18 protein-coding genes are annotated in these 20,940 nt (G+C 63.5%); 6 read left to right on the plus strand and 12 right to left on the minus strand.

The genetic code is table 11. The features are described from left to right. Nucleotides 1–2: 2 nt before the first annotated feature. Nucleotides 3–2,210 carry a TonB-dependent receptor family protein gene (locus AC066S_RS14725; RefSeq protein ID WP_478270035.1) on the minus strand — a complete coding sequence of 736 codons (2,208 nt, stop codon included), beginning with the start codon at nucleotides 2,208–2,210 and terminating at the stop codon, nucleotides 3–5. A gap of 88 nt (nucleotides 2,211–2,298) precedes the next feature. Beyond that, on the minus strand, nucleotides 2,299–2,673 hold the full coding sequence (locus AC066S_RS14730) for a DUF2946 family protein (RefSeq protein ID WP_126257357.1): 375 nt from the start codon (nucleotides 2,671–2,673) through the stop codon (nucleotides 2,299–2,301). Nucleotides 2,674–3,156: 483 nt separating this feature from the next. Between AC066S_RS14730 and AC066S_RS14735 the strand changes: the two genes are divergently transcribed. The 4 genes from AC066S_RS14735 to AC066S_RS14750 all read left to right on the plus strand — a co-directional run bounded on the left by AC066S_RS14735 (nucleotide 3,157) and on the right by AC066S_RS14750 (nucleotide 7,272). Then, nucleotides 3,157–3,561, plus strand: a complete 405-nt coding sequence (locus AC066S_RS14735) for a globin (RefSeq protein ID WP_135170016.1) — start codon at nucleotides 3,157–3,159, stop codon at nucleotides 3,559–3,561. 142 nt (nucleotides 3,562–3,703) lie between these two features. Next, nucleotides 3,704–4,726, plus strand: a complete 1,023-nt coding sequence (locus AC066S_RS14740; RefSeq protein WP_126257355.1) for a sugar ABC transporter substrate-binding protein — start codon at nucleotides 3,704–3,706, stop codon at nucleotides 4,724–4,726. 6 nt (nucleotides 4,727–4,732) lie between these two features. Further along, the gene (locus AC066S_RS14745; RefSeq protein ID WP_478270036.1) at nucleotides 4,733–6,235 is read left to right on the plus strand and encodes a sugar ABC transporter ATP-binding protein; all 1,503 of its coding nucleotides are present in this window, start codon (nucleotides 4,733–4,735) and stop codon (nucleotides 6,233–6,235) included. Between the two features lie 11 nt (nucleotides 6,236–6,246). Then, nucleotides 6,247–7,272 (plus strand): ABC transporter permease, encoded by a 1,026-nt coding sequence (locus tag AC066S_RS14750; RefSeq protein WP_126257353.1) that lies wholly within the window; start codon nucleotides 6,247–6,249, stop codon nucleotides 7,270–7,272. A gap of 157 nt (nucleotides 7,273–7,429) precedes the next feature. Here the strand turns inward: AC066S_RS14750 and AC066S_RS14755 are convergent, their stop codons facing one another. After that, nucleotides 7,430–8,131, minus strand: coding sequence for an L-2-amino-thiazoline-4-carboxylic acid hydrolase (locus tag AC066S_RS14755; protein ID WP_478270037.1), 702 nt, complete (start codon nucleotides 8,129–8,131; stop codon nucleotides 7,430–7,432). A gap of 49 nt (nucleotides 8,132–8,180) precedes the next feature. Next, complete coding sequence (locus tag AC066S_RS14760) at nucleotides 8,181–8,573, minus strand: RidA family protein (RefSeq protein WP_126257351.1); 393 nt, start codon at nucleotides 8,571–8,573, stop codon at nucleotides 8,181–8,183. 128 nt (nucleotides 8,574–8,701) lie between these two features. Between AC066S_RS14760 and AC066S_RS14765 the strand changes: the two genes are divergently transcribed. Further along, nucleotides 8,702–9,328: a LysR family transcriptional regulator gene (locus AC066S_RS14765; RefSeq protein ID WP_126257798.1), complete on the plus strand. Its 627-nt coding sequence runs from the start codon at nucleotides 8,702–8,704 to the stop codon at nucleotides 9,326–9,328. 54 nt (nucleotides 9,329–9,382) lie between these two features. Here AC066S_RS14765 and AC066S_RS14770 read toward each other — a convergent pair whose 3' ends face one another. The 7 genes from AC066S_RS14770 to AC066S_RS14800 all read right to left on the minus strand — a co-directional run bounded on the left by AC066S_RS14770 (nucleotide 9,383) and on the right by AC066S_RS14800 (nucleotide 18,284). After that, nucleotides 9,383–11,143, minus strand: a complete 1,761-nt coding sequence (locus tag AC066S_RS14770; RefSeq protein ID WP_126257350.1) for a B12-binding domain-containing radical SAM protein — start codon at nucleotides 11,141–11,143, stop codon at nucleotides 9,383–9,385. A 375-nt stretch (nucleotides 11,144–11,518) separates the two neighbouring features. Beyond that, nucleotides 11,519–12,799 carry a lipoprotein-releasing ABC transporter permease subunit gene (locus AC066S_RS14775; protein ID WP_126257797.1) on the minus strand — a complete coding sequence of 427 codons (1,281 nt, stop codon included), beginning with the start codon at nucleotides 12,797–12,799 and terminating at the stop codon, nucleotides 11,519–11,521. A gap of 80 nt (nucleotides 12,800–12,879) precedes the next feature. Further along, the gene (locus AC066S_RS14780) at nucleotides 12,880–13,923 is read right to left on the minus strand and encodes an ABC transporter ATP-binding protein (RefSeq protein ID WP_478270038.1); all 1,044 of its coding nucleotides are present in this window, start codon (nucleotides 13,921–13,923) and stop codon (nucleotides 12,880–12,882) included. After that, on the minus strand, nucleotides 13,916–14,896 hold the full coding sequence (locus AC066S_RS14785; RefSeq protein WP_478270039.1) for an ABC transporter ATP-binding protein: 981 nt from the start codon (nucleotides 14,894–14,896) through the stop codon (nucleotides 13,916–13,918). The genes AC066S_RS14780 and AC066S_RS14785 overlap by 8 nt, the downstream gene beginning before the upstream one ends. Beyond that, entirely contained in the window at nucleotides 14,893–15,714 is an 822-nt protein-coding gene (locus AC066S_RS14790; RefSeq protein WP_135170011.1) for an ABC transporter permease, read from the minus strand. Before AC066S_RS14790 ends, AC066S_RS14785 begins: the two co-directional genes overlap by 4 nt. Next, nucleotides 15,711–16,634: an ABC transporter permease gene (locus AC066S_RS14795; RefSeq protein WP_126257796.1), complete on the minus strand. Its 924-nt coding sequence runs from the start codon at nucleotides 16,632–16,634 to the stop codon at nucleotides 15,711–15,713. The genes AC066S_RS14790 and AC066S_RS14795 overlap by 4 nt, the downstream gene beginning before the upstream one ends. Nucleotides 16,635–16,694: 60 nt before the next feature. After that, nucleotides 16,695–18,284, minus strand: coding sequence for an ABC transporter substrate-binding protein (locus AC066S_RS14800; protein ID WP_478270040.1), 1,590 nt, complete (start codon nucleotides 18,282–18,284; stop codon nucleotides 16,695–16,697). A 268-nt stretch (nucleotides 18,285–18,552) separates the two neighbouring features. Between AC066S_RS14800 and AC066S_RS14805 the strand changes: the two genes are divergently transcribed. Then, on the plus strand, nucleotides 18,553–19,437 hold the full coding sequence (locus AC066S_RS14805) for a hypothetical protein (protein ID WP_478270041.1): 885 nt from the start codon (nucleotides 18,553–18,555) through the stop codon (nucleotides 19,435–19,437). Nucleotides 19,438–19,570: 133 nt separating this feature from the next. On the opposite strand, the gene mtnK is transcribed toward AC066S_RS14805, so the two are convergent. Beyond that, nucleotides 19,571–20,881: an S-methyl-5-thioribose kinase gene (gene mtnK, locus AC066S_RS14810; protein WP_478270042.1), complete on the minus strand. Its 1,311-nt coding sequence runs from the start codon at nucleotides 20,879–20,881 to the stop codon at nucleotides 19,571–19,573. Between the last annotated feature and the right edge of the window lie 59 nt (nucleotides 20,882–20,940).

Below are 20,940 nucleotides of genomic sequence, written 5' to 3' on the forward strand. Positions count from 1 at the left end.
ACTTACCATCGATACCGCATTCCGGCATAAACCGTCCGTCCCGTTCCCGGCTCGAACAAAGTCGACGCCGCAGTCGCGCGGTCGATGATGCTGGCGCTTGCGATATAGATCCGGTTGGTAAGGTTACGGCCCTCGACGTAGGCGGAGAATGGACCGCCATTGTCAAAACCGGCCTTCAGTCCCAACAATGCATAAGGCTCCGTCGTCAGCGTATTCATGCTGTCAACGAAATAGGCCTTCGGCACCCATTCGACGTTAGGTCCGATATAGAGGCCCGTCGGATGCTTGTAGAGCAATTCGGCGCGCAAATAGTGACGAGGCGCTCCAGGTAGCTGATTGTTGCCAAAGGTAGCATCGTTGTCGAAGCGAAAGTCGTTATAGGTGTAGGCCAGATTGAGCCACACCTTGTCCGGCGCGCTTCCCATTACGAAGAGGTCATGGAAGACCGCGGCCCCCGCGCCGGCTTCGATGCCTTGGTGGATGGTCCGATCCGCATTGGTCACGTTGCAATTGCCGAAGGCGCTGTAGAGGCATAGCAGTTCGTCGCGGATGTTGGCGCGATAAGCGGTCAGCTCCCACGAGTAGTCCGGCCTCCGCATGCGCGTCCCGATCTCGTAGGTCGTCGCGATCTGGGCGCGGATGCTGGTAAACGGAATCGTCGGAATGCCCGGCCCATTTGAACTCTCGCCGAAGCTCGGCACTTCGGCGCTCCGCGACACGTTGGCGAAAGCCTGCCATGTCGGATCGATTTGCCACAGCAAGCCCGTTTTCGGCGACCACAGATTGAAGCGGGTCGCCCCCGATTGATCGCCGTTGCTGAGAAAACGGTCCTGCCGGTTGCGAGTCGCATGGAGAAACTGCGTTCCGGCTATCGCCGCAACGCTGGGAAGGAAATAGAAGCTGTCTTCAACGTAGACGGATGTGTTCTTCGAGCGGTCGATCGACGACGAGAGCAGAGCTCCCTTTTGTCCAGCGATGTTGGCGAATTGCTGATTGTCGATGCTGCCATTCAGCACGTTGACACCCGCAACCAGCCTGTTGCGAAAGCCGCCGATGAAGCGCTCGTCGGTAACTTTCGCGAAGCCTCCGTAGTCCTTGTAACGATAGTCGAGCCACTGGAAAATCGGATGCATCAGATGGCGATCGACGCCGAAGGCTCCGAATTCAACCTTGGTCTGGTCGAAACGGATCGTGGTCTTGTTTGCCAGCCTGACCGTGTCGATATTGCGCTGCTGATCCATGGCAACATTTGCCGGAGCTGCAGCCTCGGGATTGGTCAGCGCAGACGTCTTGGTAACGGTGCCGGGAATGCGTTGCCGCACCTCGTTGGCGTTGAGATAGAAGCGCGTCTCGAAATCCGGCGAAAACTGATAGCCGACATTGGCGCTGAGCCGGTTGCTTGAGCCAAAGCTGTGGTCTCGAAAACCGTCCGCGGCCTGCGTCGAGGCCGTGACGAAGCCGTCCCAAGGACCGTTTGCTCCGCCAGCGTTGGCCTGGAAGCGCTTATATCCGAAGCCTCCCATATCGACGGAAACCCCGTTCGGAAACGGATCGCGGCCGGTCGGCGTCACGAAGTTGATCGCTCCGCCAAGCGAGTTCGCTCCGAACTGGAGCGCGTTGCCGCCCTTGTAGACCTCAACGTACCTGTAGGCGGTAGGGTCGATCTCCTGGAAATCGCCGTAACCGTCCGCGGTGTTGATCGGGATGCCGTCCATATAGAGCTGCACGCCGCGCAGATGGAAATTACGCGACAGCCCGGAGCCTCGGATCGAGAGCCGGGTGTCGTCGCCCCATTTAGGCTGGGCGAAGATGCCAGGGACGTAGTCGAGAACGTCCTTGATTGTGCTCGCGGGCGTAGAATTCCGGTAGGCCTCGGCTGTCACCAGCGCCACGCCGCCCGGCGTCTGGTTGATTTCCGCAAGGGCCTGCTGCGCCGTCAGAACGGTCAACGCGCCTGGACCGCTCGCGCCTTCACCCTGCGAACGCGCCGCTTGTTGCGGAGCCGCGGTGCGCGCGCGCGTTGATCGCACGGGAGTTCGCTGCGAGCGGGCCGGCGCAGCGCGCCTCTCGCGTGGCGAGTCGACGGTCACCGGAGGAAGTTCGCGCCCACTTTCCTGCGCGTCGGCGAGCTGTGGCAGGGAGAGAGCAGAGAGAGAAGCAAGCAAAATTCCGCGCGCGGAAGCGCTTTGGAGCAAACCAAGGCGAGACATGTGAAAATTCCCGATACCAGCACGAGTAGTGCCGGTGCATTGCGAATCCCCGTGCAGCAGCCGCTGACGAGGCAGATTCGTAGCTAGATCAGGAAATGTGAGGCGGCGCGCGCGCCTGGGCGCTCGAGCCCTTGTGAACGGTGGTGGCGGACGCGTCCGCCGGACGCCACACCACCCGCTCGGCATGGCGAACGGGAATCGAGAATGCCGCGGGCGTCGGCGAATCGAGCGAGGCATTGGCCTGGGCCAGGCAGCACAGGGCGCACGCGCCGGCATGGGCGGTCGGCACGCCGGTCTGATCGTTCAGGCCGCCCTGCTCGCTCGCACTATGGCAGATGACGGCGGCAGACAGCGGATCGGCAATGGCCAAGCCGGTCGCCCAGCAGGCGGCAATCGGCGCCAGCACCTGCATCGCCAGGGCGAGCAGGACCAGGGGGAGGAATTTTTGTAGCCGTGCGCGCATCCGCCGAACCGTTCGTTCGTCTGCTAACTAAACACCGCACCCAGCTCCAAGTCGAGGCCAGCACCGCCTCCCTTCTTGCCCCAGCGCAAACTTGTCCAAAATCGTGACCTGCAAAACCCAGCATAGGATGGACGGCAGCCATTTGAGGCAGGTCAAACGGACCCGCGCTCAACAGATTTCTTTTATTTGTCATATACTTGCGGGCCATGACGCCTGATCATTTCGTCTACTGACCGAATTTTGAACATTCGTTGCCGAAAATGATGACAAGTGAGAAAAGTTGATCTAGCATCCCTCTCGCTCAGGCTGGCCGTGAGGTCAAAGTCTGGTGGTCCAAGTCTCGGGAGGAGCCCCTGACGCGCAAAATGCAGCGTCGCCCCGTCAATCAAGAGCAAATCTTAGAATCGGGGATAATAGGGTCGACACAATTTTTGAGCGGGGCCAGGGCCCCGCTCTTTTTTTGTCCGCGAGGCTGACGCGCGGATGCGTGCTTTGCGCAATCCAATCGAAATCAGCTTCGAGCTGGCGGCCTCGCGCTGCGAAGATCTCACGCCCTTCGTCTACCGACGCCTGTTCGACGAGCGTCCCGAGACGCAGGCGATGTTCCGTTCCGACGGCCGCGACCTCGTGAAAGGATCGATGCTCGCGCTGGCGATCGAGGCGATCCTCGATTTCGCCGGTCAGCGTCGCGGGCATTTCCGAATGATCGCCTGCGAGGCCGCCTCGCACGATGGCTATGGCACGCCGCGTGAGCTGTTCATCGCGTTCTTCGCCATCATCAGGGATACGCTGCCCGACCTGCTCGGCGACCAATGGTCAACCGAGATTGCGCGAGCCTGGGACGCATTGCTCGCCGACATCGACACGCTCGCCGGCGCGACGGCCTGACACTTTGCGCTGCACCAACGCGGCCTGCTGCAATGTCGGCGAGTGATTGCAGATTGAGTGGCGGCAACTCTTGTGAGACACTTTCGGACATCGGTAGCGCAATCAATGACGCGCCGAGGCTAAAATCTTATGGGAGCGAGCAATGTCCGGGACGAAAGATTTCTCGACGACGAGGCGCGATCTTCTTCAGGCGGCCGCGACCGCCGGCGCCGGAGCTGCCCTCCTCGGCAGCATGGGCATGAACCCCGCATTGGCAGCCGCGGTCGGGCGCAGCGAGAAGCCGCTGAAGGCGGCGTTCTCCAATGCCGGCCTCCAGGCCACCTGGTGCGCGCAAGGCAAGCAGGCCGCCGAATTCTGGGGCAAGCTGTTCAACGTCGAGGTCACCTGGTTCGACGGTCAGCTCGACGCGGTGAAGCAGCGGGCGGCGATCGACAACATGGCTTCGCAGAAATGGGACTTCGTGGCGATCCAGGCCTTCGGCATCGGCACCCTCACCCAGCCCGTGCAGAAGATGATCGACGCCGGCACGCCGGTGATCGACATGGACACGCTGATCGCCCCGCTCGACCAGATCAACGTGCATTCCTTCCTCGCTCCCGACAACGAGTTCATGGGCGCCTCGGTGACGCAGGCCCTCTGCAACGCCATGGGCGGCAAGGGCAAGATCATCATGACGCAGGGCGCGCTCGGCCACACCGGCGCGCAAGGACGTGCCAAGGGCTTCAATTCGGTGGTCAAGCAATTCCCCGGCATCGAAGTCCTCGACACCCAGCCTGCTGACTGGGACGTCTCCAAGACGGCGCGGCTGTGGGAAACCTATCTGACCAAGTATCCCCAGATCGATGCGGCATTCTTCCACAACGACGACATGGCGCTCGCCGCCGCCAACATCATGAAGGCGCGCGGCCGCACCAACATCCTGATCGGCGGCGTCGATGCCATGCCGCCGGCGATCCAGGCGGTGAGCGAAGGCCGCATGTTCGCGACCGTCCGCAATCCCTCCTGCCGCATCCACGGCGGCGCCATCATCGCCGGCGTCTCGGCCGTGGTCGGCGGCGAGAAGAGCGGACAGGGCATTCCCAAGAACGTCGTTACCGACGGCCCGGTCGTGACCAAGGCCAACGCCGCCGGGATGCAGTGGATGCAGGATCACTTCCTGATCTGAACTTTCATGTCCGAGGGTCGTCCGCCCATCCTTGAACTGCAGGGCATCACGAAGAGCTTCGGCGGCGTCGAGGCACTTCGTGGTGTCGACTTCGCGCTCCATCCCGGCGAGATCCACGGTCTCGTCGGCGAGAACGGCGCCGGAAAAAGCACGCTGATGAAGATCATCGCCGGCGTGCACACCGAATTCTCCGGCCGCTTCCTGATCGGCGGGGTGGAGACGCATTTCCGCTCGGCCCGCGATGCGCACGCGGCCGGCATCGCCATGGTGCACCAGGAGCTCTCCGTCGCGCCCGACCTCACGGTCGCCGAGAACGTCTTCCTCGGCAACCAGCCGACCAACGCCCTCGGCCTCGTACAATGGCGGCGGATGGCGCGCGAGGCCGGCGAGCAGCTTGCCCGCTTCGGCATCGACGTCGATCCGATGACGCGGCTGGGCGACCTCCCCATCGGGTTGCAGCAGCTGATCGAGATCGCGCGCGTGCTGTTCTCCGGCGCCCGCATCATCATCCTGGACGAGCCGACCTCCGCGCTCTCCCCGCCCGAGGTCGAGCGGCTGTTCGCAACGCTGAGGCGGCTGCGCGAGCAAGGCACCGCAATCGTCTTCATCTCGCATTTCATCGAGGACATCCTGCTCGTCTCCGACACGGTGACCGTGTTCCGCAACGGGCGGAAGGTGGCGGAGACCGCGAGCGCGGCGACCAGCAAGGGCGCGCTGATCGAGGCCATGATCGGCCGCGGCGGCGAGGCGCTCGAGCACAGCTATACCGACGATTTGATGCTGCCGCGGCCAAGCGACAGCCAGGTCGTTCTCAAGGTCGATCAGCTCTCGCTGTCCCGCAGCCTGAAGGACGTCTCGTTCGAGGCGCGCGCCGGCGAGGTGCTCGGCATCTACGGCTTCATGGGCTGCGGCCAGCAGGAGCTGTCGCGCATCCTGTTCGGCAAGCTGAAGCCGGACACCGGCACGCTTGTCGTCGACGGCACGCCGAAGACCTTCGCCAGCACGGCGGCGGCGCGGCGCGCCGGCGTGGCGCTGGTGCCGGAGAGCCGACGCGACATGCTGTTTCATCAGGAGCCGGTCTACAAGAACATCTCGATCAGCATTCTCGATCGCATCTCCGCGCTGCTGCTCAAGCCGGCGCAGGAGCGCGACATCGCCAAGCGTCAGGTCGAGCAGTTGCAGATCCGGCCGCCGGTGGTCGGTCTCGACCTTGGCATGCTCTCCGGCGGCAACCAGCAGAAGGTCGCGCTGGCGAAATGGCTGACCTATCCGCCCAAGCTCTTGGTGCTGTGCGAGCCGACCCGCGGCATGGACGTCGGCGCCAAGAACGACGTCATCAACATCGTCCGCGACCTCCGCACCAAAGGGCTCGCGATCATCGTGCTGTCGACCGAGCCGGAAACGGTGCTGTCGCTGGCAGACCGCATCCTCGTGCTCAAGCGCGGCGCATTGGTGCGGGAATTCAGGAACGAGCCGGTCAGCAAGGACCGCCTGCTGGAAGCGGCGTGACGGAGAAGCACATGAGCAGCGAGACGGCTTTAGCGGCGGGGCAGCGGACGCGGGGCCTAGCGCCATTCCTGCGCTCGCAGATGCGCAACATCGCCCCGTTCCTCACCCTGATCTTCCTGTCCGCGTTCTTCGCCTTCGCCAGCCCCTCCTTTGCGACGCTGGACAACCTCGGCAACATCCTGACGCAGGTATCGGTCACCGGCATCATCGCGGTCGGACTCACCTTCGTGATCCTCTGCGCCGAGATCGACCTGTCGATCGCCAGCATCGCCAACGTCACCGGCATCGCCGTCGCCTACTTCACGCTGCAGGAATCCTACGTCAACATCGCCAACATCCCGCTGCCCGGCGCGGTCGCGATCCTGCTGTCGATCCTGCTCTGCGCCCTGCTTGGCCTCGTCAATGCGCTGGGGCTGACCGTGATCGGCATCCCCTCCTTCATCATGACCTTGGCGATGATGCAGATCGCCGCCGGCATCTCGGCGCTGCTGGTGCGCGGCCAGATCGCCTACAAGGTGCCGAGCCTCGTCACCACGCTCGGCTCGGGATCGATCGGCGGCATTCCCTGGATCGTCATCGTCGCCGCCATCATGCTGCTCGCCGGTCATCTGGTGCTGACCTACACGCGCTTCGGCCGCTACGTCTACATGGTCGGGGGCAACCGCGAGGCGGCCGAATATTCCGGCCTCAACGTCAAGCTCATCCTGGGCAGCGTGATGGTGATCTCGGCGGTCTGCTCCGGCATCGGCGGCATGCTCGGCGTCGCCCATTTCGGCAGCGCGCAGCAGAACGAGTTCGATACTTACCTTCTCGACTCCATTGCCGCGGTCGTGGTCGGCGGCACCAGCCTGTTCGGCGGCCGCGGCGGCATCGGCAATACAATCGTCGGGCTGTTCGTGCTCGGCGTCCTCAACAACGGCCTCGACCACGTCAACATCGACAGTTTCCTGAAGATCCTGATCCGCGGCCTGATCCTGCTGGCGGCGCTGGTCATCAACGTCTACGCGCAGCGCTTGAGGGAGAAGGCGGCGGACTAATTCAGACGCCCTCAGAACAAAAAGCGCGAAAACAACCCCATGCACAGTAGCCGGGGCCAGCAGAATCAATGGCTTGCCAGTGACGCTCCGCGCTTGCGGATTTCACGAAGTCCGTTTGACGCGTCGGGCAAAACAGGGCCACGATGTCATCGGCACCTCAGGGTGACGGCTCGATATCCGCAACGCGCGAAAATCGAAAATCGCAGTGGCTCGCACCGCCCGCCAACGTTTGTGTCCGTTCCAGGCGGATGCCTCGCGTTGCATAGGCGTCGAAATCGAGCCCGCAGATGTTCGGCAGGATGTCCTTGTCGCCGTGGCGCGCCGCGAGCTTGCAGAAGCCGCAGGCCTTGTAGTTGATGCCGAATTCGAACTTGTCGTGTGGACCCGGCTCGACGAAATCGTAGACGAAGTCCTCCGGAAACTGCTCCTGATGGCTCTCGGTGACGCTTCTTGCCGCCTGCTCGCGCAACAACGCCTGGTTCTCCGGCGACATGAACTGGCGGCCCGAGGCGAGGCGCTCGGCTTCGGACACCCTGAGCAATTGCGCCTTGTAGGTTTCCCGCTCGATCTCGCCGATCACGGCCACCGGCACGCCGTGCCGTTGCAGCACCCGGCTGATGGCCATGAAGCCCGTCAGGCGCATGAAGAAATCGCTCATGCGGCTTGCCGCGCCGCCGACATAGGGCATCTGGGCGAGCACGATCTCGAATTCGTCCATCACCTCCCGGCTGATTCCGTCGGTATCGCCCAAGTGCGCGCGCTCGCGCAACATTGTTCCGGCAAGGTCGATGCGATCGCGCATGGCGGCCACCATGGCGCTTCGATGCGCCTCGTAGAAGGGATGGACGATCTCAGTCATTGGTCACCCATTTCGGTTCGTTTCATTGCGAGGCCGGCAAGGCCCGGCTTCATTCCGCGGCGATCGCCTCGATCTCCAGCAGCCATTTGCTGTCGACAGTCTCGACGATCACGACTGTCAAGGCGGGCTGGTGCTCCCCGAGCATCGCGCGCCGAATGATGCGGTTGGGCACGACCTGGTTGCGGTCGGTCACGAACGTCGTGATCTTGACCAGATGCTCGACGCCAAGGCCGGCCGCGGCGAGCACTTCCTTGACGTTGCGCCAGGCCTGCTCGCATTGCGCCTCGAAACCCTCTGGCACGGTGCCGTCGGAGCTTTCAGGGACCTGGCCGCTGATGAACAGCAGGCGGCGATGCTGCCTCAGCTCAAGTCCCATGCTGTAGCCGCCCAACGGCGCGTTGAGCGTTGCAGGATTGTGGCTGACGATGTGAGCTGGGGGCATGGTGTTTCTCCGGATTGCGAGCCGACCCTACCCGCCGGCATCGCGGCCGCGCAAAGCATCATTCCTGCGGTTCAGCGCAAGAAAATCTATTGCAGCGCCCCGGCCCGGCAGTGTCAAAGTGCAGCGCGATGACCTACGCTCTTCCACCACTGAACGCGCTCCGCGCCTTCGAAGCCGCCGCACGGCATCTCAGCTTCAAGCTGGCCGCGCACGAGCTGCACGTGACGCCTGCTGCCGTGGGACAGCAAGTGAAAGCGCTGGAGGCGCGCCTTGGCGTGCAGCTGTTCGAGCGGCTGCACAAGCAGCTCATCCTCACCGCGGCCGGACAGGCCTACCTGCCCGGCATCTCCGAAGGTTTTCGCCACATTGCGGAGGCGACCTCGCAATTGAAACCGGCAGGCGCGATGCAGCTTCAATTGGGAGTCCATGGCAGCTTCGACCTGCGCCGGCTCGATCTGGCGGCGTTTCGCAGCACCCATGCGGAGATCGGCTTGCGGGTGCTGCAGCCGGCCGGCCTGCACGAATTGGTCGAGGGCAAGGTCGACCTGTTGATCGCCCGCGGCCTCCGCCATCATCCGGGCTATCGCTGCGAGCGGATCGATGAGGGATCGGGCGGGGGTGATTGGCTGGTTGCGCCGGAAGGTACGGCAGATTGTCCGGAGATCGTGAGTTTTCGCGTGTGGCTACGCGCCTTGCCCGCGGCGAAGCCGCTCGCAAATCGCAGGCCGCGTCTGGTCGGCGGCGTTGGGAGTTGACAGGGCCAAAGGTTGCGTGCCGAGGCCCAGGGCTGCCGTTCAACTCAAGGCATCCTATCCCCCGGCTAACTTAGGTTTCTGTGCCTCTTCGATATGCCGCCGCTGATCGAGAAACGCCTGGCTGGACCGCGTCTTGTACAAATCCAGACTCGCGGTCTCGTCGGCCTGCAGTGTGATCGCCGCATCGACATAGGCGAGCCGGTGCGGATCCGACTTGACCTTGCGCGCCAGCCGGTGGAGGCGCAGAGCGAGCGAAGCCCATTGTACGGCCTTTACGACGGTGTCGGCGGCATAGCGAGGATAGAACGACCAGGCCGGCTCGACCGGCAGATGCGGACGGCGCTCGCCGCGGCTCTTCAGCCGCAGCACACCCCCTTCGAGCGGATGGACGCGCTCAATGGGATGGTAGCCTTTGAAATAGAGCGCGTAGGTGCCGATCTTGCCGACATTATTGCCCATCGCCGCGGCACGCCGCATCAGCGTCTCGATGTGCTCCCAGCTGTAATAGGTGTTCCAGGCGAGCTCGACGGCGCGCTCCCAGTCCGCCTTGGACATGGCGGGGTGGTCCGTCGTGACGTGGTCCAAGTCGTATTTGTTGAGGTCCAGATCCATCGCGACGCCCTTCAAGTAGAGCGTCTTGTGGTCTTCCGAGCCCGGCAGCGGCGTCAGGAAGAAGAACTCCAGCATGTCGATCGGCAGCTCATGCTTGATGATCTCGATGTCGCGGACGATCGATTCCGGTGTGTCGTTGGGAAAGCCAACAATGTAGCCGCCGACGGTCATGATCCTGGCCCTCTTCCAGGCCATCATCATCTCGCGATAGTCGGTGATCTTGTTCTGCCGCTTCTTGGCGCCGAGCAGACTGTCCGGGTTGATGTTTTCGAGGCCGATGAAGCATCGCCGGACGCCGGCCTTGGCGCATTTCTCGATGAAGTTAGGCAGCTTGTGGCAGAGCGTGTCGACCTGGATCGTGAAACGGAGGTCCCAGCCCTCCTTCTCGCGCAACGCGATGATGCGGTCGAGCAAAATTTCCCAATCCTTGTTGCGCGCAAAATTGTCGTCGGTGAGAAAGAAGGCGAAGACGCCCTGAGCGACGTTGGCGCGGATCACGGCCTCGATATCGTCGGCGCTGCGGCGTCGCGACTTGCGGCCCTGCACGTTAATGATGGTGCAGAACGAGCACTGGAACGGGCAGCCGCGCCCCGCGTCGAAGCTCGTGGTGTGGCCGATGACCCGTCCGATCTGCTGGCGGGGAATGATCGGCAAAGGCTGGTTCTCCAAGTGTGGCAGATCGTCGATGTAGTTGTACAGAGGCTGCAATCGCCCGGCGACCGCATCCTGCAACAGCTCCTCGAGCCGTCCCTCGGCTTCGCCTGCGAAGACCGACACACCGAGGTCCATCATCTCCTGAACGCCGGGATCGCGCTCCGGCAACATCGAGAGAGTGCCGGACACATGGAAGCCACCGATCGCAACGTGGATTCCGAGCTTGCGAAACTGTCTCGCCAGATCGAGCGATCGGGGAAACTGGTTGGACTGGACCCCGACCAGCATCACCATGCCGGCCTCCGCGGCCTTGATCGCGCGCGCCAGATCCGCGACACGCACCTTCCAGTTGGTCTCATCGATGGCGTCGATCTCGATGTTGCAATCGGGCCCGAGAACGCCGCGTTCACGACAATCGAGCGCGATGCCGTAAAGACAGGCTAGTGAATTCGAAGGCAGGCCGCCGCGCCACCATCGAATGACATAGCCATCGTCGTCGTAATGTGACGGCTTGATCAGAACAAGCCGAAAAGTCTTGTTCTTCCTCATAAGCTACGAGTAGCTTGATCTCGGTCAAAGGCCAACTGGTTTCCGTCAGCTCCTCGCAAAAAAGACGACGAACTGTGGCACGAAAACATCCGATTAGCTAACCGCAGACGGCGCTATACCATGTTCGGCACAAATGGGGCTGCGTAGTCGCCAGCTAGTGCGCAAGACGTCTGCTCCGGGTCACGTGCGATAATGATCTGATTGATCACAAGATTCCGCGTGCCCCTAAACCCGTGCCGAGCGCGGCTGCGGTCCACTATGCTCCTGATAGCCGCGCAGAAGCCGCCCTCACCAGAGGTCAGAGTTGGACCGGAAGGCGAAATATCCATCCCATAAACGCGCCCGCCGGATAGCCGCCGCGCGTCGTTGCCGTGACTAGCCCCTCTGTCGTAGAGCCTCGACGGGGTCGAGCCGCGCGGCTTGCCACGATGGATATAGCGTTGCGAGGAATGACAGGGTTAGCGCCATGGTCACGACCGCTGCGGACTCCACGAGATCGATCTCCGCCGGCAGTCTTGACAAAAAATAGAGCTTTGGCGGGAACAACTCGGTGCGCGTCAGCCAGGACAACAATTGCCGGACCCCTTCGATATTCCTGCAAACGAGAAGCCCGACGACGAAACCGACCAGTGTCCCCGCCACGCCGATCGAAGCGCCGGTGATCATGAACGTCCGCATGATCGCCCCCTGTGAGGCGCCCATGGTCCTGAGAATCGCGATGTCGCTGCCCTTGTCCTTCACCAGCATGATCAGGCCGGCCACGATGTTCAGTGCGGCTACTAAAACAATCAGGCTGAGGATGAGAAACATCACATTGCGTTCGACCTCGAGCGCGTTGAAGAACGTCGTATTGCGCTGCCGCCAGTCAACGAGGAAGATTGGTCGACCAGCCGCTTCCGCTACCGTCTTGCGAAACAGGTCGACACGATCGGGATTGGCCGTGAAAACCTCGATCGCGGTGACGTCCTGATTGCGGTTAAAAAAGGCCTGCGCTTCTGCGATCGGCATGAAGATGACGCCCGCGTCGTATTCGGACATCCCAATCTCGAAGACAGCCGCGACTCGATATTTCTTGACACGCGGCATCATGCCCATAGGCGTGACTGCGCCGCGTTGCGCAACGAGCGTGATACTTTCGCCAGCATGTACCGAGAGTTGATCGGCAAGGCCCTGGCCGATGGCGACGCCCTGGCCCTCATCAAAATGGTCGAGTGACCCGTGCTTGATGTCATTGGCTATTGAGGGGAGCTGAATGAGATCCGCCGCCCGAATGCCGCGCACCAAAACGCCAGAAGCGTTTGACGAAGATGCCAGTGCCGGGCCGTCAACAACCGGTACCGCCAACCGAACGCCCTGCGCCTGACCGATGCGCTCGGCGACATCCTTCCAGTCGATCAAAGGGGCCTCTAGCGGCTGCGCCACAATATGCCCGTTGAACCCGAGGATCTTACCCAAAAGTTCGGTGCGAAAGCCGTTCATCACCGCCATGACGATGATCAACGTGGCGACCCCGAGCAAGATTCCCAGAAACGAAAACCCCGCGATGACCGAGACAAACCCCTCCTTGCGACGGGCGCGTAGATAGCGTGCGGCGAGCATCCATTCGAACGGTGCAAAGGGTGCGGCTTGCGGCGAATCCATCACAGTCTCGTCCATCATCCGATTAGGGCCGCCATTCTGTCCCGTTATGATCGGATTGGCTACCTTGGCGTGTGCTTAGACGCGCTTTCGGCGCATCAGCCCTCCGCCGAGATTAATGCCGACCGCCCGGCAATCTCCTCGCTCCGCCCACACCTCACCGCGTGCCCATCCGCCCGCGTCTCCAGCATTGGCCCCGGCTCGCTCCGGCACACCGCCTCCGCGTAACGACAGCGCGGGCTGAAGGCACAGCCGTTGGGTGGATTGAGCGGGTTGGGAAGGTCGCCGCCCGTCGTCGCCAGCGGGGCGTGGCGCAAGGGATCGGGTATGGCGGCGATCAGGGCCTGCGTGTAGGGGTGCGCCGGCCGCTCGAAGATCTCACGCCAGTGGCCGTTCTCGACGATGCGGCCGAGATACATCACGGCGACGCGGTCGCTCATGTGCTCGACGACGCCGAGATCGTGGCTGATCATGATGTAGGACAGACCGAGCGTCTCCTTCAGTTCCAGCAGCAGATTGATGATCTGGGCGCGGATCGAGACGTCGAGCGCCGACACCGGCTCGTCGCAGATGACGATCTTGGGATTGAGGATCAGGGCCCGGGCAATGCCGATGCGCTGGCGCTGGCCGCCCGAGAATTCGTGCGGGTAGCGGCCGGCCTGCTCGGGCCGCAGGCCGACATGCCGCAGCATGGTGGCGACGCGGTCCTCGATCTCGCTTTTCGCGGTCACGCCGTGCACCCGCAGCGGATCTTCCAGCGTGCGGCGCACGGTCTGGCGCGGATTGAGCGAGGCGTAGGGATCCTGAAACACCATCTGCACGGTACGCGCCAACGCCTTGCGGTCGCCGGATTGCCTGGTCCTGACGACCTCCCCGTCCAGCACGATGCGGCCGCGCGTCGGCGTCAGCAGGCCAAGGATCGACAAGGCGACCGTCGACTTGCCCGAGCCGGACTCGCCGACGAGGCCGAGGCATTCGCCGCGTTTCAGCTCGAGGTCGACACCGTCCACGGCACGAAGCAGCCGCCGGCCGCGGCCCAGCAGGCCGCCGCCCAGCGGAAAATGGACCGCGAGATCCTCGATGCTGAGAATGAGATCGTCGTCCGGCCGCCGCTCGCCCGGCATGTTGCGCGGCTCATGCATGGTGATGACACCTCACCAGACCGCCCGCCGCCAGCAAGTCCGTCGCCGGCACGACCGTCCGGCAGATCTCGGTCGCCTGCGCGCAGCGCGGATTGAACCGGCAGCCCTCGGGGAAGTTCGTGATGGCGGGAACGACGCCCGCGATTTCCTGTAGCCTGCCGCGGCCGAGCGCCGCACGGCTGCCGAGCCGCGGCAGCGAGTCGACCAGGCCTTGCGTGTAGGGGTGCGAGGGCGCGCGGAAGATATCGGCCGAGCCGCGCTCCTCGACGATGCGGCCGGCATACATCACGGCGACGCGGCGGCAGACATTGGCGACGAGGCCGAGATCGTGGCTGATCACCAGGATCGCCGTTCCCCGCTCGGCGCAGAGATTGCGCATCAGCTCGATGATCTCGGCCTGCACGGTGACATCGAGCGCGGTGGTCGGCTCGTCGGCGATCAGCAGATCCGGACCGCAGGCCATCGCGATGGCGATCATCACGCGCTGGCGCATGCCGCCGGACAGCTGGTGCGGATAGTCCTTCACCCGCCGCTCCGGCGCAGGCACGCGGACGCTTGCCAGCGCCTCGACCGCCAGCCGGTTGGCTTCCTGCCAGCTCTTGCCCTTGTGCAGCACGAACATCTCGGCGATCTGCCGGCCCACGGGCGAGACCGGGTTCAGCGCCGTCATCGGCTCCTGGAAGATCATGGCGATCCGGTTGCCGCGCAGCTCCCGCTGCCTGGCGGCCGAAAGATGCTGGATCTCCTTGCCCTCGAACCGGATGACGCCGCCGCCGATCGCTAAGGGCGGCCGCAACAGGCCGATCAAGGCGAGCGCGGTGATGCTCTTGCCGCAGCCGGATTCGCCGACGAGGCCGAATGTCTCGCCGCGATCGATGCGGAATGAAACGTCCTCGGCCGCCGCGACACGGCTCGATCCGACATCGAGATCGAGCCGGAGATTCTCGACTTCGATCAGCGGCGTACCCGTCATGTACGCCGGCTCCGCGATTGGGGATCGAGAATGTCGCGCAGGCCGTCGCCGAGCAGATTGAGGCCGAGCACGGTCAGGAAGATGGCAAGGCCCGGAAACACCGAGAGCCACGGCGCCGTCGTGATCTGCTCGCGGGCCTCCGACAACATGCTGCCCCAGCTTGGAAAGGGCGGACGGACGCCGAGCCCGAGGAACGACAATGCGGCCTCGGACAACACCGCGCTGCCCATGCCGAGCGTGCCGATGACGATGATCGGCCCGAGCATGTTCGGCAGGAGCTGCGTGATCATGATGCGCAGATCGCCGTAGCCGAGCACGGTCGCCGCCTGCACATAGCCCTGGCTCCGCAGCGACAGCGCCGAGGCCCGCGCGATCCGGCACGTGAAGGACCAGTTGGTCAGCCCGAGCGCGATCAACAGGCTGGTCAGGCCGGGGCCGAGCACCGCCATGATCGCCAGCGCGAAGATCAGCGAAGGGATCGCGAGCATGAGATTGGTCAGAGCGTTGACGAAATCGTCCCACCAGCCGCCAAAATAGCCGGCGCTCAGCCCTAAGGCCACGCCGATGACGCTGTTGATCAGCTGCGAGATGATGCCGACCGTCAGCGAGACCCGGGCGCCGTACACGACGCGGGAATAGATGTCACGGCCCTGATCGTCGGTGCCGAACCACCAGGTCCAGCTCGGCGGCTCCTCCGCGTTCATCAGGTTGGCGTCCATCACGGGATCGGTGTGCGCCAGCCAGGGCGCCAGCAGGCCGACCAGGATCGCCAGCGCGAACAACACGCCACCGATGACGAGATTGGGGCGGAGCTTCATGCGTATCTGATCCTGGGATCGATCACGCCGTAGAGCACGTCGATCAGCAGATTGATCGCGAGAAAGGCCATCACCACCACGAGGATGGAGCCCTGGACGGCCGGAATGTCCCGTTGCAGGACGCTGTCGACCAGGAGCGAGCCGATGCCCGGCCAGGAGAACAATTTCTCGACGACGACCGCCTGCCCCATCAACCCGCCGAACTGCAGGCCGACGGTGGTGAGGATGATGACGAGCGCATTGCGCATCACATGCCACTTCACGACCCTGATTTCGCTCATGCCCTTGGAGCGCGCAGTGCGGACGAAATCAGCCGTCATGATCTCCAGGACCGCGGCGCGCGTCGTCCGGGCAAACAGCGCCATCGGCGAGACGCCGAGCGTAACGGCCGGCAGCAGCAGATATTTCAATCCACCGTCGCCATAGCCGAAACTCGGCAGCCAGCCGAGCTTCAACGCGAACAGGTACATCAGGACGAGGCCGAGCCAGAATTTGGCGATGGAGAGGCCCGACACCGCCACGACCATCGCGAGCGTGTCGACGATGCCGCCCGGTTTCAGCGCGGCGATGAAGCCCAGAGGAACGCCGATCAGAATCGCAAAGGCCATGGCCGCGAAGATCAGCTGCAGCGTCGGCCATGCCCGCTTCGCGATCATGGTCGTGACCGGTTCGCGCGTGCGGAACGAGGTGCCGAAATCACCGGTCGCGAGCTTGGCAATGTAGGCGCCGAAACGCACATAGACAGGATCGTCGAGACCGAGCTGCTTCTTCATGCGCAGCTCGACCTGCGGATCGCTGTCGTCGCTCATGGAGGAGACGATGCTGCCCGGAACGACGCTGAACAGCACGAAGACCAGCAGCACGACGGCGAGCACGGTCGGAACGGTTTGCAGCAATCGACGGATCAGGAAGGAGAGCATCGGCACTGTTCCTCTCTCCCTCCATGGCTTGAGGCGATGGAGGGAGCGCGCGAGCGTATGTCACTTCGCGGGCGAGGTCTCGTCGACCCAGAGATCTTCGACGTTCTGATGGGTCAGCTCCGTCGCGTTCAGCTGAATCCCCTTGAGCCATGGCTGCACCGCCATCACCGCCTTGTTGTAGTTGAAGAACCAGACCGGAGCCTCCTCATAGAGCAGCGCATTGGCCTTTTGCAGCAATTCGCTGCGCTTTGCGACGTCGTCGGCCTGCGCTGCCTGATCGACGATCTTGTCGAAATCGGCATTCTTGTAGGCCATGTAGTTGCAGGCCGGTTGCGGCGTCGACGAGTGGAAGCATTTGAGGGCAGCCAGCGGATCCGGGCCACTGGCCTGGGAATAGATGAAGGCCTGGTAGTCGCCGGTGCGAACCACCTCCGCCAGCACGGCGGTCTCGACCTGCTTGACCTTGGCCTTGATGCCGACCTTGTCCAGCATCGGGATCACGGCCGACACGATCGGCAGGCCCCAGCTTTCGTTCGGGCTGGCGGTCCATTCGAACTCGAAGCCGTTGGGATAGCCGGCCTCGGCGAGCAACTGCTTGGCCTTGGCGGGGTCGTAGGGGTAAGGCTTCATGGCCTTGTCGTAGGCGGGCGAGGTCAGCGGCAGCCAGCTGGTGGCGCGATAGGCCTTGCCCTTGACCAGCTTGTTGATGATCAGATCGGTATCGATCGCGTAATTGATCGCCTGCCGCACGCGCTTGTCGGAGAACGGCTTGAACGAGGGATTCATGCCCATGTAGCGTGTGAAGACCTCGGCGACCTCGACGATGGTGCCCTTGAGGGCAGCATCGGACTGATAGGCGACGTATTGCGCAGGTCCCAGCACCGAGGTGTCGATCTCCTTGTTGCGGAAGGCGACGTCGCGGGCCGCGGCTTCGGCCATGATCGACACGACGACCTTGTCGGCGTAGGGCTTGCCGGGCTTGTAGAACCGGTCCCACCGCTCCAGCACGATGCGCGACCCTGGCACGTGCTCGACGAATTTGAACGGTCCGAGGCCGATCGGCTTCTGGATGAAGCTCTCCTTGGCGCCCTCGTCGGCGGGATAGATCGAAGTCAGCGCAGTGAAGAAGTAGAAGCCCGGATCGACCTTCTCGGTCAGCTTCATCTCAATGGTGAAATCGTCGATCTTCTTCAGGCCGGAGATTTCCTTGGCCTGGCCCTTCTCGACCGCGGCGGCACCCTCGATGACGCGGACGAAGCGCGCCCCGGGATAGGCCTTGGTGCCGTCCATGATGCGGTTATAGGACCAGATGATATCGTCGGCCGTCATCTTGCGGCCATTGTGGAAATAAGCGTCGTCGCGCAGCTTGAAGGTGTGAACCAGGCCCCCGCCGGAGACCACTTCCTCCTTGGCGAGTTCCAGGACCGGCTTGCCTTCCGCGGAATTCCAGACGTAGAGCGAGCGATGCAGCGCCTTGGCGTAGATCTCGTCCTGGGCGCGTTGCGTGGTGTGAATGTCGAGGCTCGTGAAGCTCGAGCCGTAGGGCGCCGTCATGCGGATGGTTCCGCCCTTGCGCGGCGTCTGGGCCTCCGCCGTTGTGGCGAGCGCCAGCCCCATCCCCGCGATGATTGCGATCATCCTGAACATCATGTGTCCCCCAACAACGCAATTCGATGCCGATCAGAGATTTGATCATTCGCAGCCCATCGAATGCAAGCGTCGTTTTTGCTGGAGAGCAATGTCTGTTCCGAGATGGCGGCGCTTCGGCGAGGAGCTCGGAGGCCAGGTTGCATCCCCCGAGCGGTGCAAGCCGCACTGAGGCGGTGCGTCATCGGGCGACCCGGACGGGTGAACATATTTCCCGGTCAACGCGACCAAGCTCTGGATCGTCATCTGAGCCCTGAGGATTGCCCAAAAAATGAAACGCGGAACGTTAGGCGCCTTGCTCGCCGGCAGTCTGGTGGCCGCGACGGCCGCGATGGCGATTCCCGTTACGCCGGACGCTCTCCGTGACAGCCCGACGAACACCATCCAGGTCAGCTGGTCCCACACCACACGGTCCAACGGGTACGTCGACGATACATGGTGGGCACTCAGGGACCGCTGCGCCCCGGACTATCTCGGCGAGCGCCTGCTCTGCGACGCCATCGGGCTTCTGGCACGGGCGACAAGCCGGACGTTCGAGGCCAAGATGTCCGACGACATGGGCCTGCCGCTCGCGGAAGATTGGGACCTGATGACCGCGAAGAATTCACCGTTCATCAGGTCGGCTCACGTCGAGACGCCGCTTGGTGTCGAGGCCGTCCTCGGCTTCTATCGCGCTGCACTCGCAAAGCGCGGCTGGACCGAAGATGACGGTGCGGTCGTCGCGCCCGATCGGGCCGTCGTCGCCTTCACGACGTCAGATGGGCCGGGGCTGCTGCGGCTGGTCCGTCAGGACAACATGACGATTGTCGACCTCTCGCTGCGTAAGCTGTTGGCCGCCACGTCCGCCATCCGGCCGGCACCGGGCCGCGTGATGTTGTTGCTCGGCAACAAGACGGACGAAGCGGCCGACATCACCGTCAATGGGCGAGCTATCAAACTGGCGGCTCACGCCGGAGAGAAACTGATCGACTCCGACGTCGCCGCGGACAAATTGCCCGATAGCCAGAAGATCGATCTGTCGCCCGGCACATACAAGGTCACCCTCAAGCTCGACGGCAGCGCGGCCGCGAGCCGGGAGTTCGAGGTCGCGGCCAACGAGGCCTGGGGCCTTCTGGTCGGCCCCGAGGGTGTGCCGCTGCCGATACGGCTGTATTGAGGGCGTCTGTCTCCCCGTCATTGCGAGCGCAGCGACTTGTCCGCCGAAGCCTTGGCGAAGGCGGAAGCAATCCAGAATGTTTCGCCGCAACAGGGCCCCTCGCAATGACGGAGTGTGCGGCATGGCGACGTCTTCAGCCCGACAGTTCCGGCATCCAGTCCCGCAGTTTTCGCGCAGCCCCCGTAACGTCAGCGATCGTCCGGAACGTCCCCGTCTCCACCATCATGGCACGTGCCAGCCGCACCGCGCGCGCTTCGCTGATGGCGCGCGTCTTCGGGTCCGCGATCAGCTCGAAGTCGATGTTGTGGGCGAGGCCGAAGATGCGGCGGATGGTCTTTGCGGCGGCGAAGCCGATTGTGTCGGCGAACAGGCGCTGCAGGTAGGCCTGCCGCTCGGCCTCCAGGCGCGCGGCGCCCTTCTCTCCGGCAAAGAGCGAGGCGGGATAGGCGTCGCCTGCCGCGCCGGCGCGCCAGAGCTCGAGGAACTTGCGGGCGAATTCGCTCCAGACCTGCTCGACCGTCTCGAGGACCCAGCCTTCGAACGCCGCCCGCTCGCCCGGCGCGCGCTCGTGGCCGGCGGAGGCGAAATAGGCCATCAGGAGGTTGGCGAGCACGGCGCCGACGTCGAACCCCATCGGGCCATAGAACGCGAATTCGGGGTCGATCACCCGCGTCTGGCTCTCCGTGACCATGATCGATCCGGTATGAAGGTCCCCATGCAGCAGCGCCTCCGGGCTTGCCATGAACTTCAGCTTCAGCCGGGAGATCGCGACGTGCAGCTCCATGTCATCGCGCAGCTCCGCAGCGAGGGCATCGAGATACGGCGCGGTCCAGCGGTTCTGCTCGGCGATACGGTAGGGATCGGTGAAGATCAGATCCTCGGTGATCTTGCACAGCGCGTGGTTGCCGGCGAAAGCGGCGATGCCCTCCTTCTTCTCGGCGGCGGACAGCGCGAGGTCGGAGGTGAAGAACAACGTTCGCGCCATGAAGGTGGTGATGTCGCCGACGAAGCCGGGATATTGCGTTCCCGCAACCAGCCCTTTGCGCATGATGATATGGGGCTCGAGCAGCTCCATCACCGTCAGCGCCAGGTTCTCGTTGTGATGCAGCAAGGCCGGCACGAGGCCGGGTGCGAGCTGGGCCTGCTTCGACAGCGCCAGATATTCGTAATGGGCCCGCGACAGCGGCAGCGGCCAGCTTTCGCCGACGAGGCGGACATAGGGCAGCGCCTGCTTGACGGCGACGCCGCCGCGCGCGCCCTTGACGATGAAGACGAGGTTGAGATTGCCGTCGCCGACCTCGGTGATCGTCCAGGACGCCGGCTCGCCGCCCAGCCGGGCCGCGACATCGAAGATCTCTGCAATGTAATCCCGCAAATCGGCTTCATGGAGAATTCGATAACCCTGCCGCCGCGGATCGGCCAACGGTCGAGGCGCTGAACTCATGCCGGTCTCCCCCCACTATGCCGGCGGGAGCAGCTGTTCACTCCCATGTCAGGATTTGA

The sequence above is a fragment of the Bradyrhizobium sp. CFUWI genome (assembly GCF_056429085.1).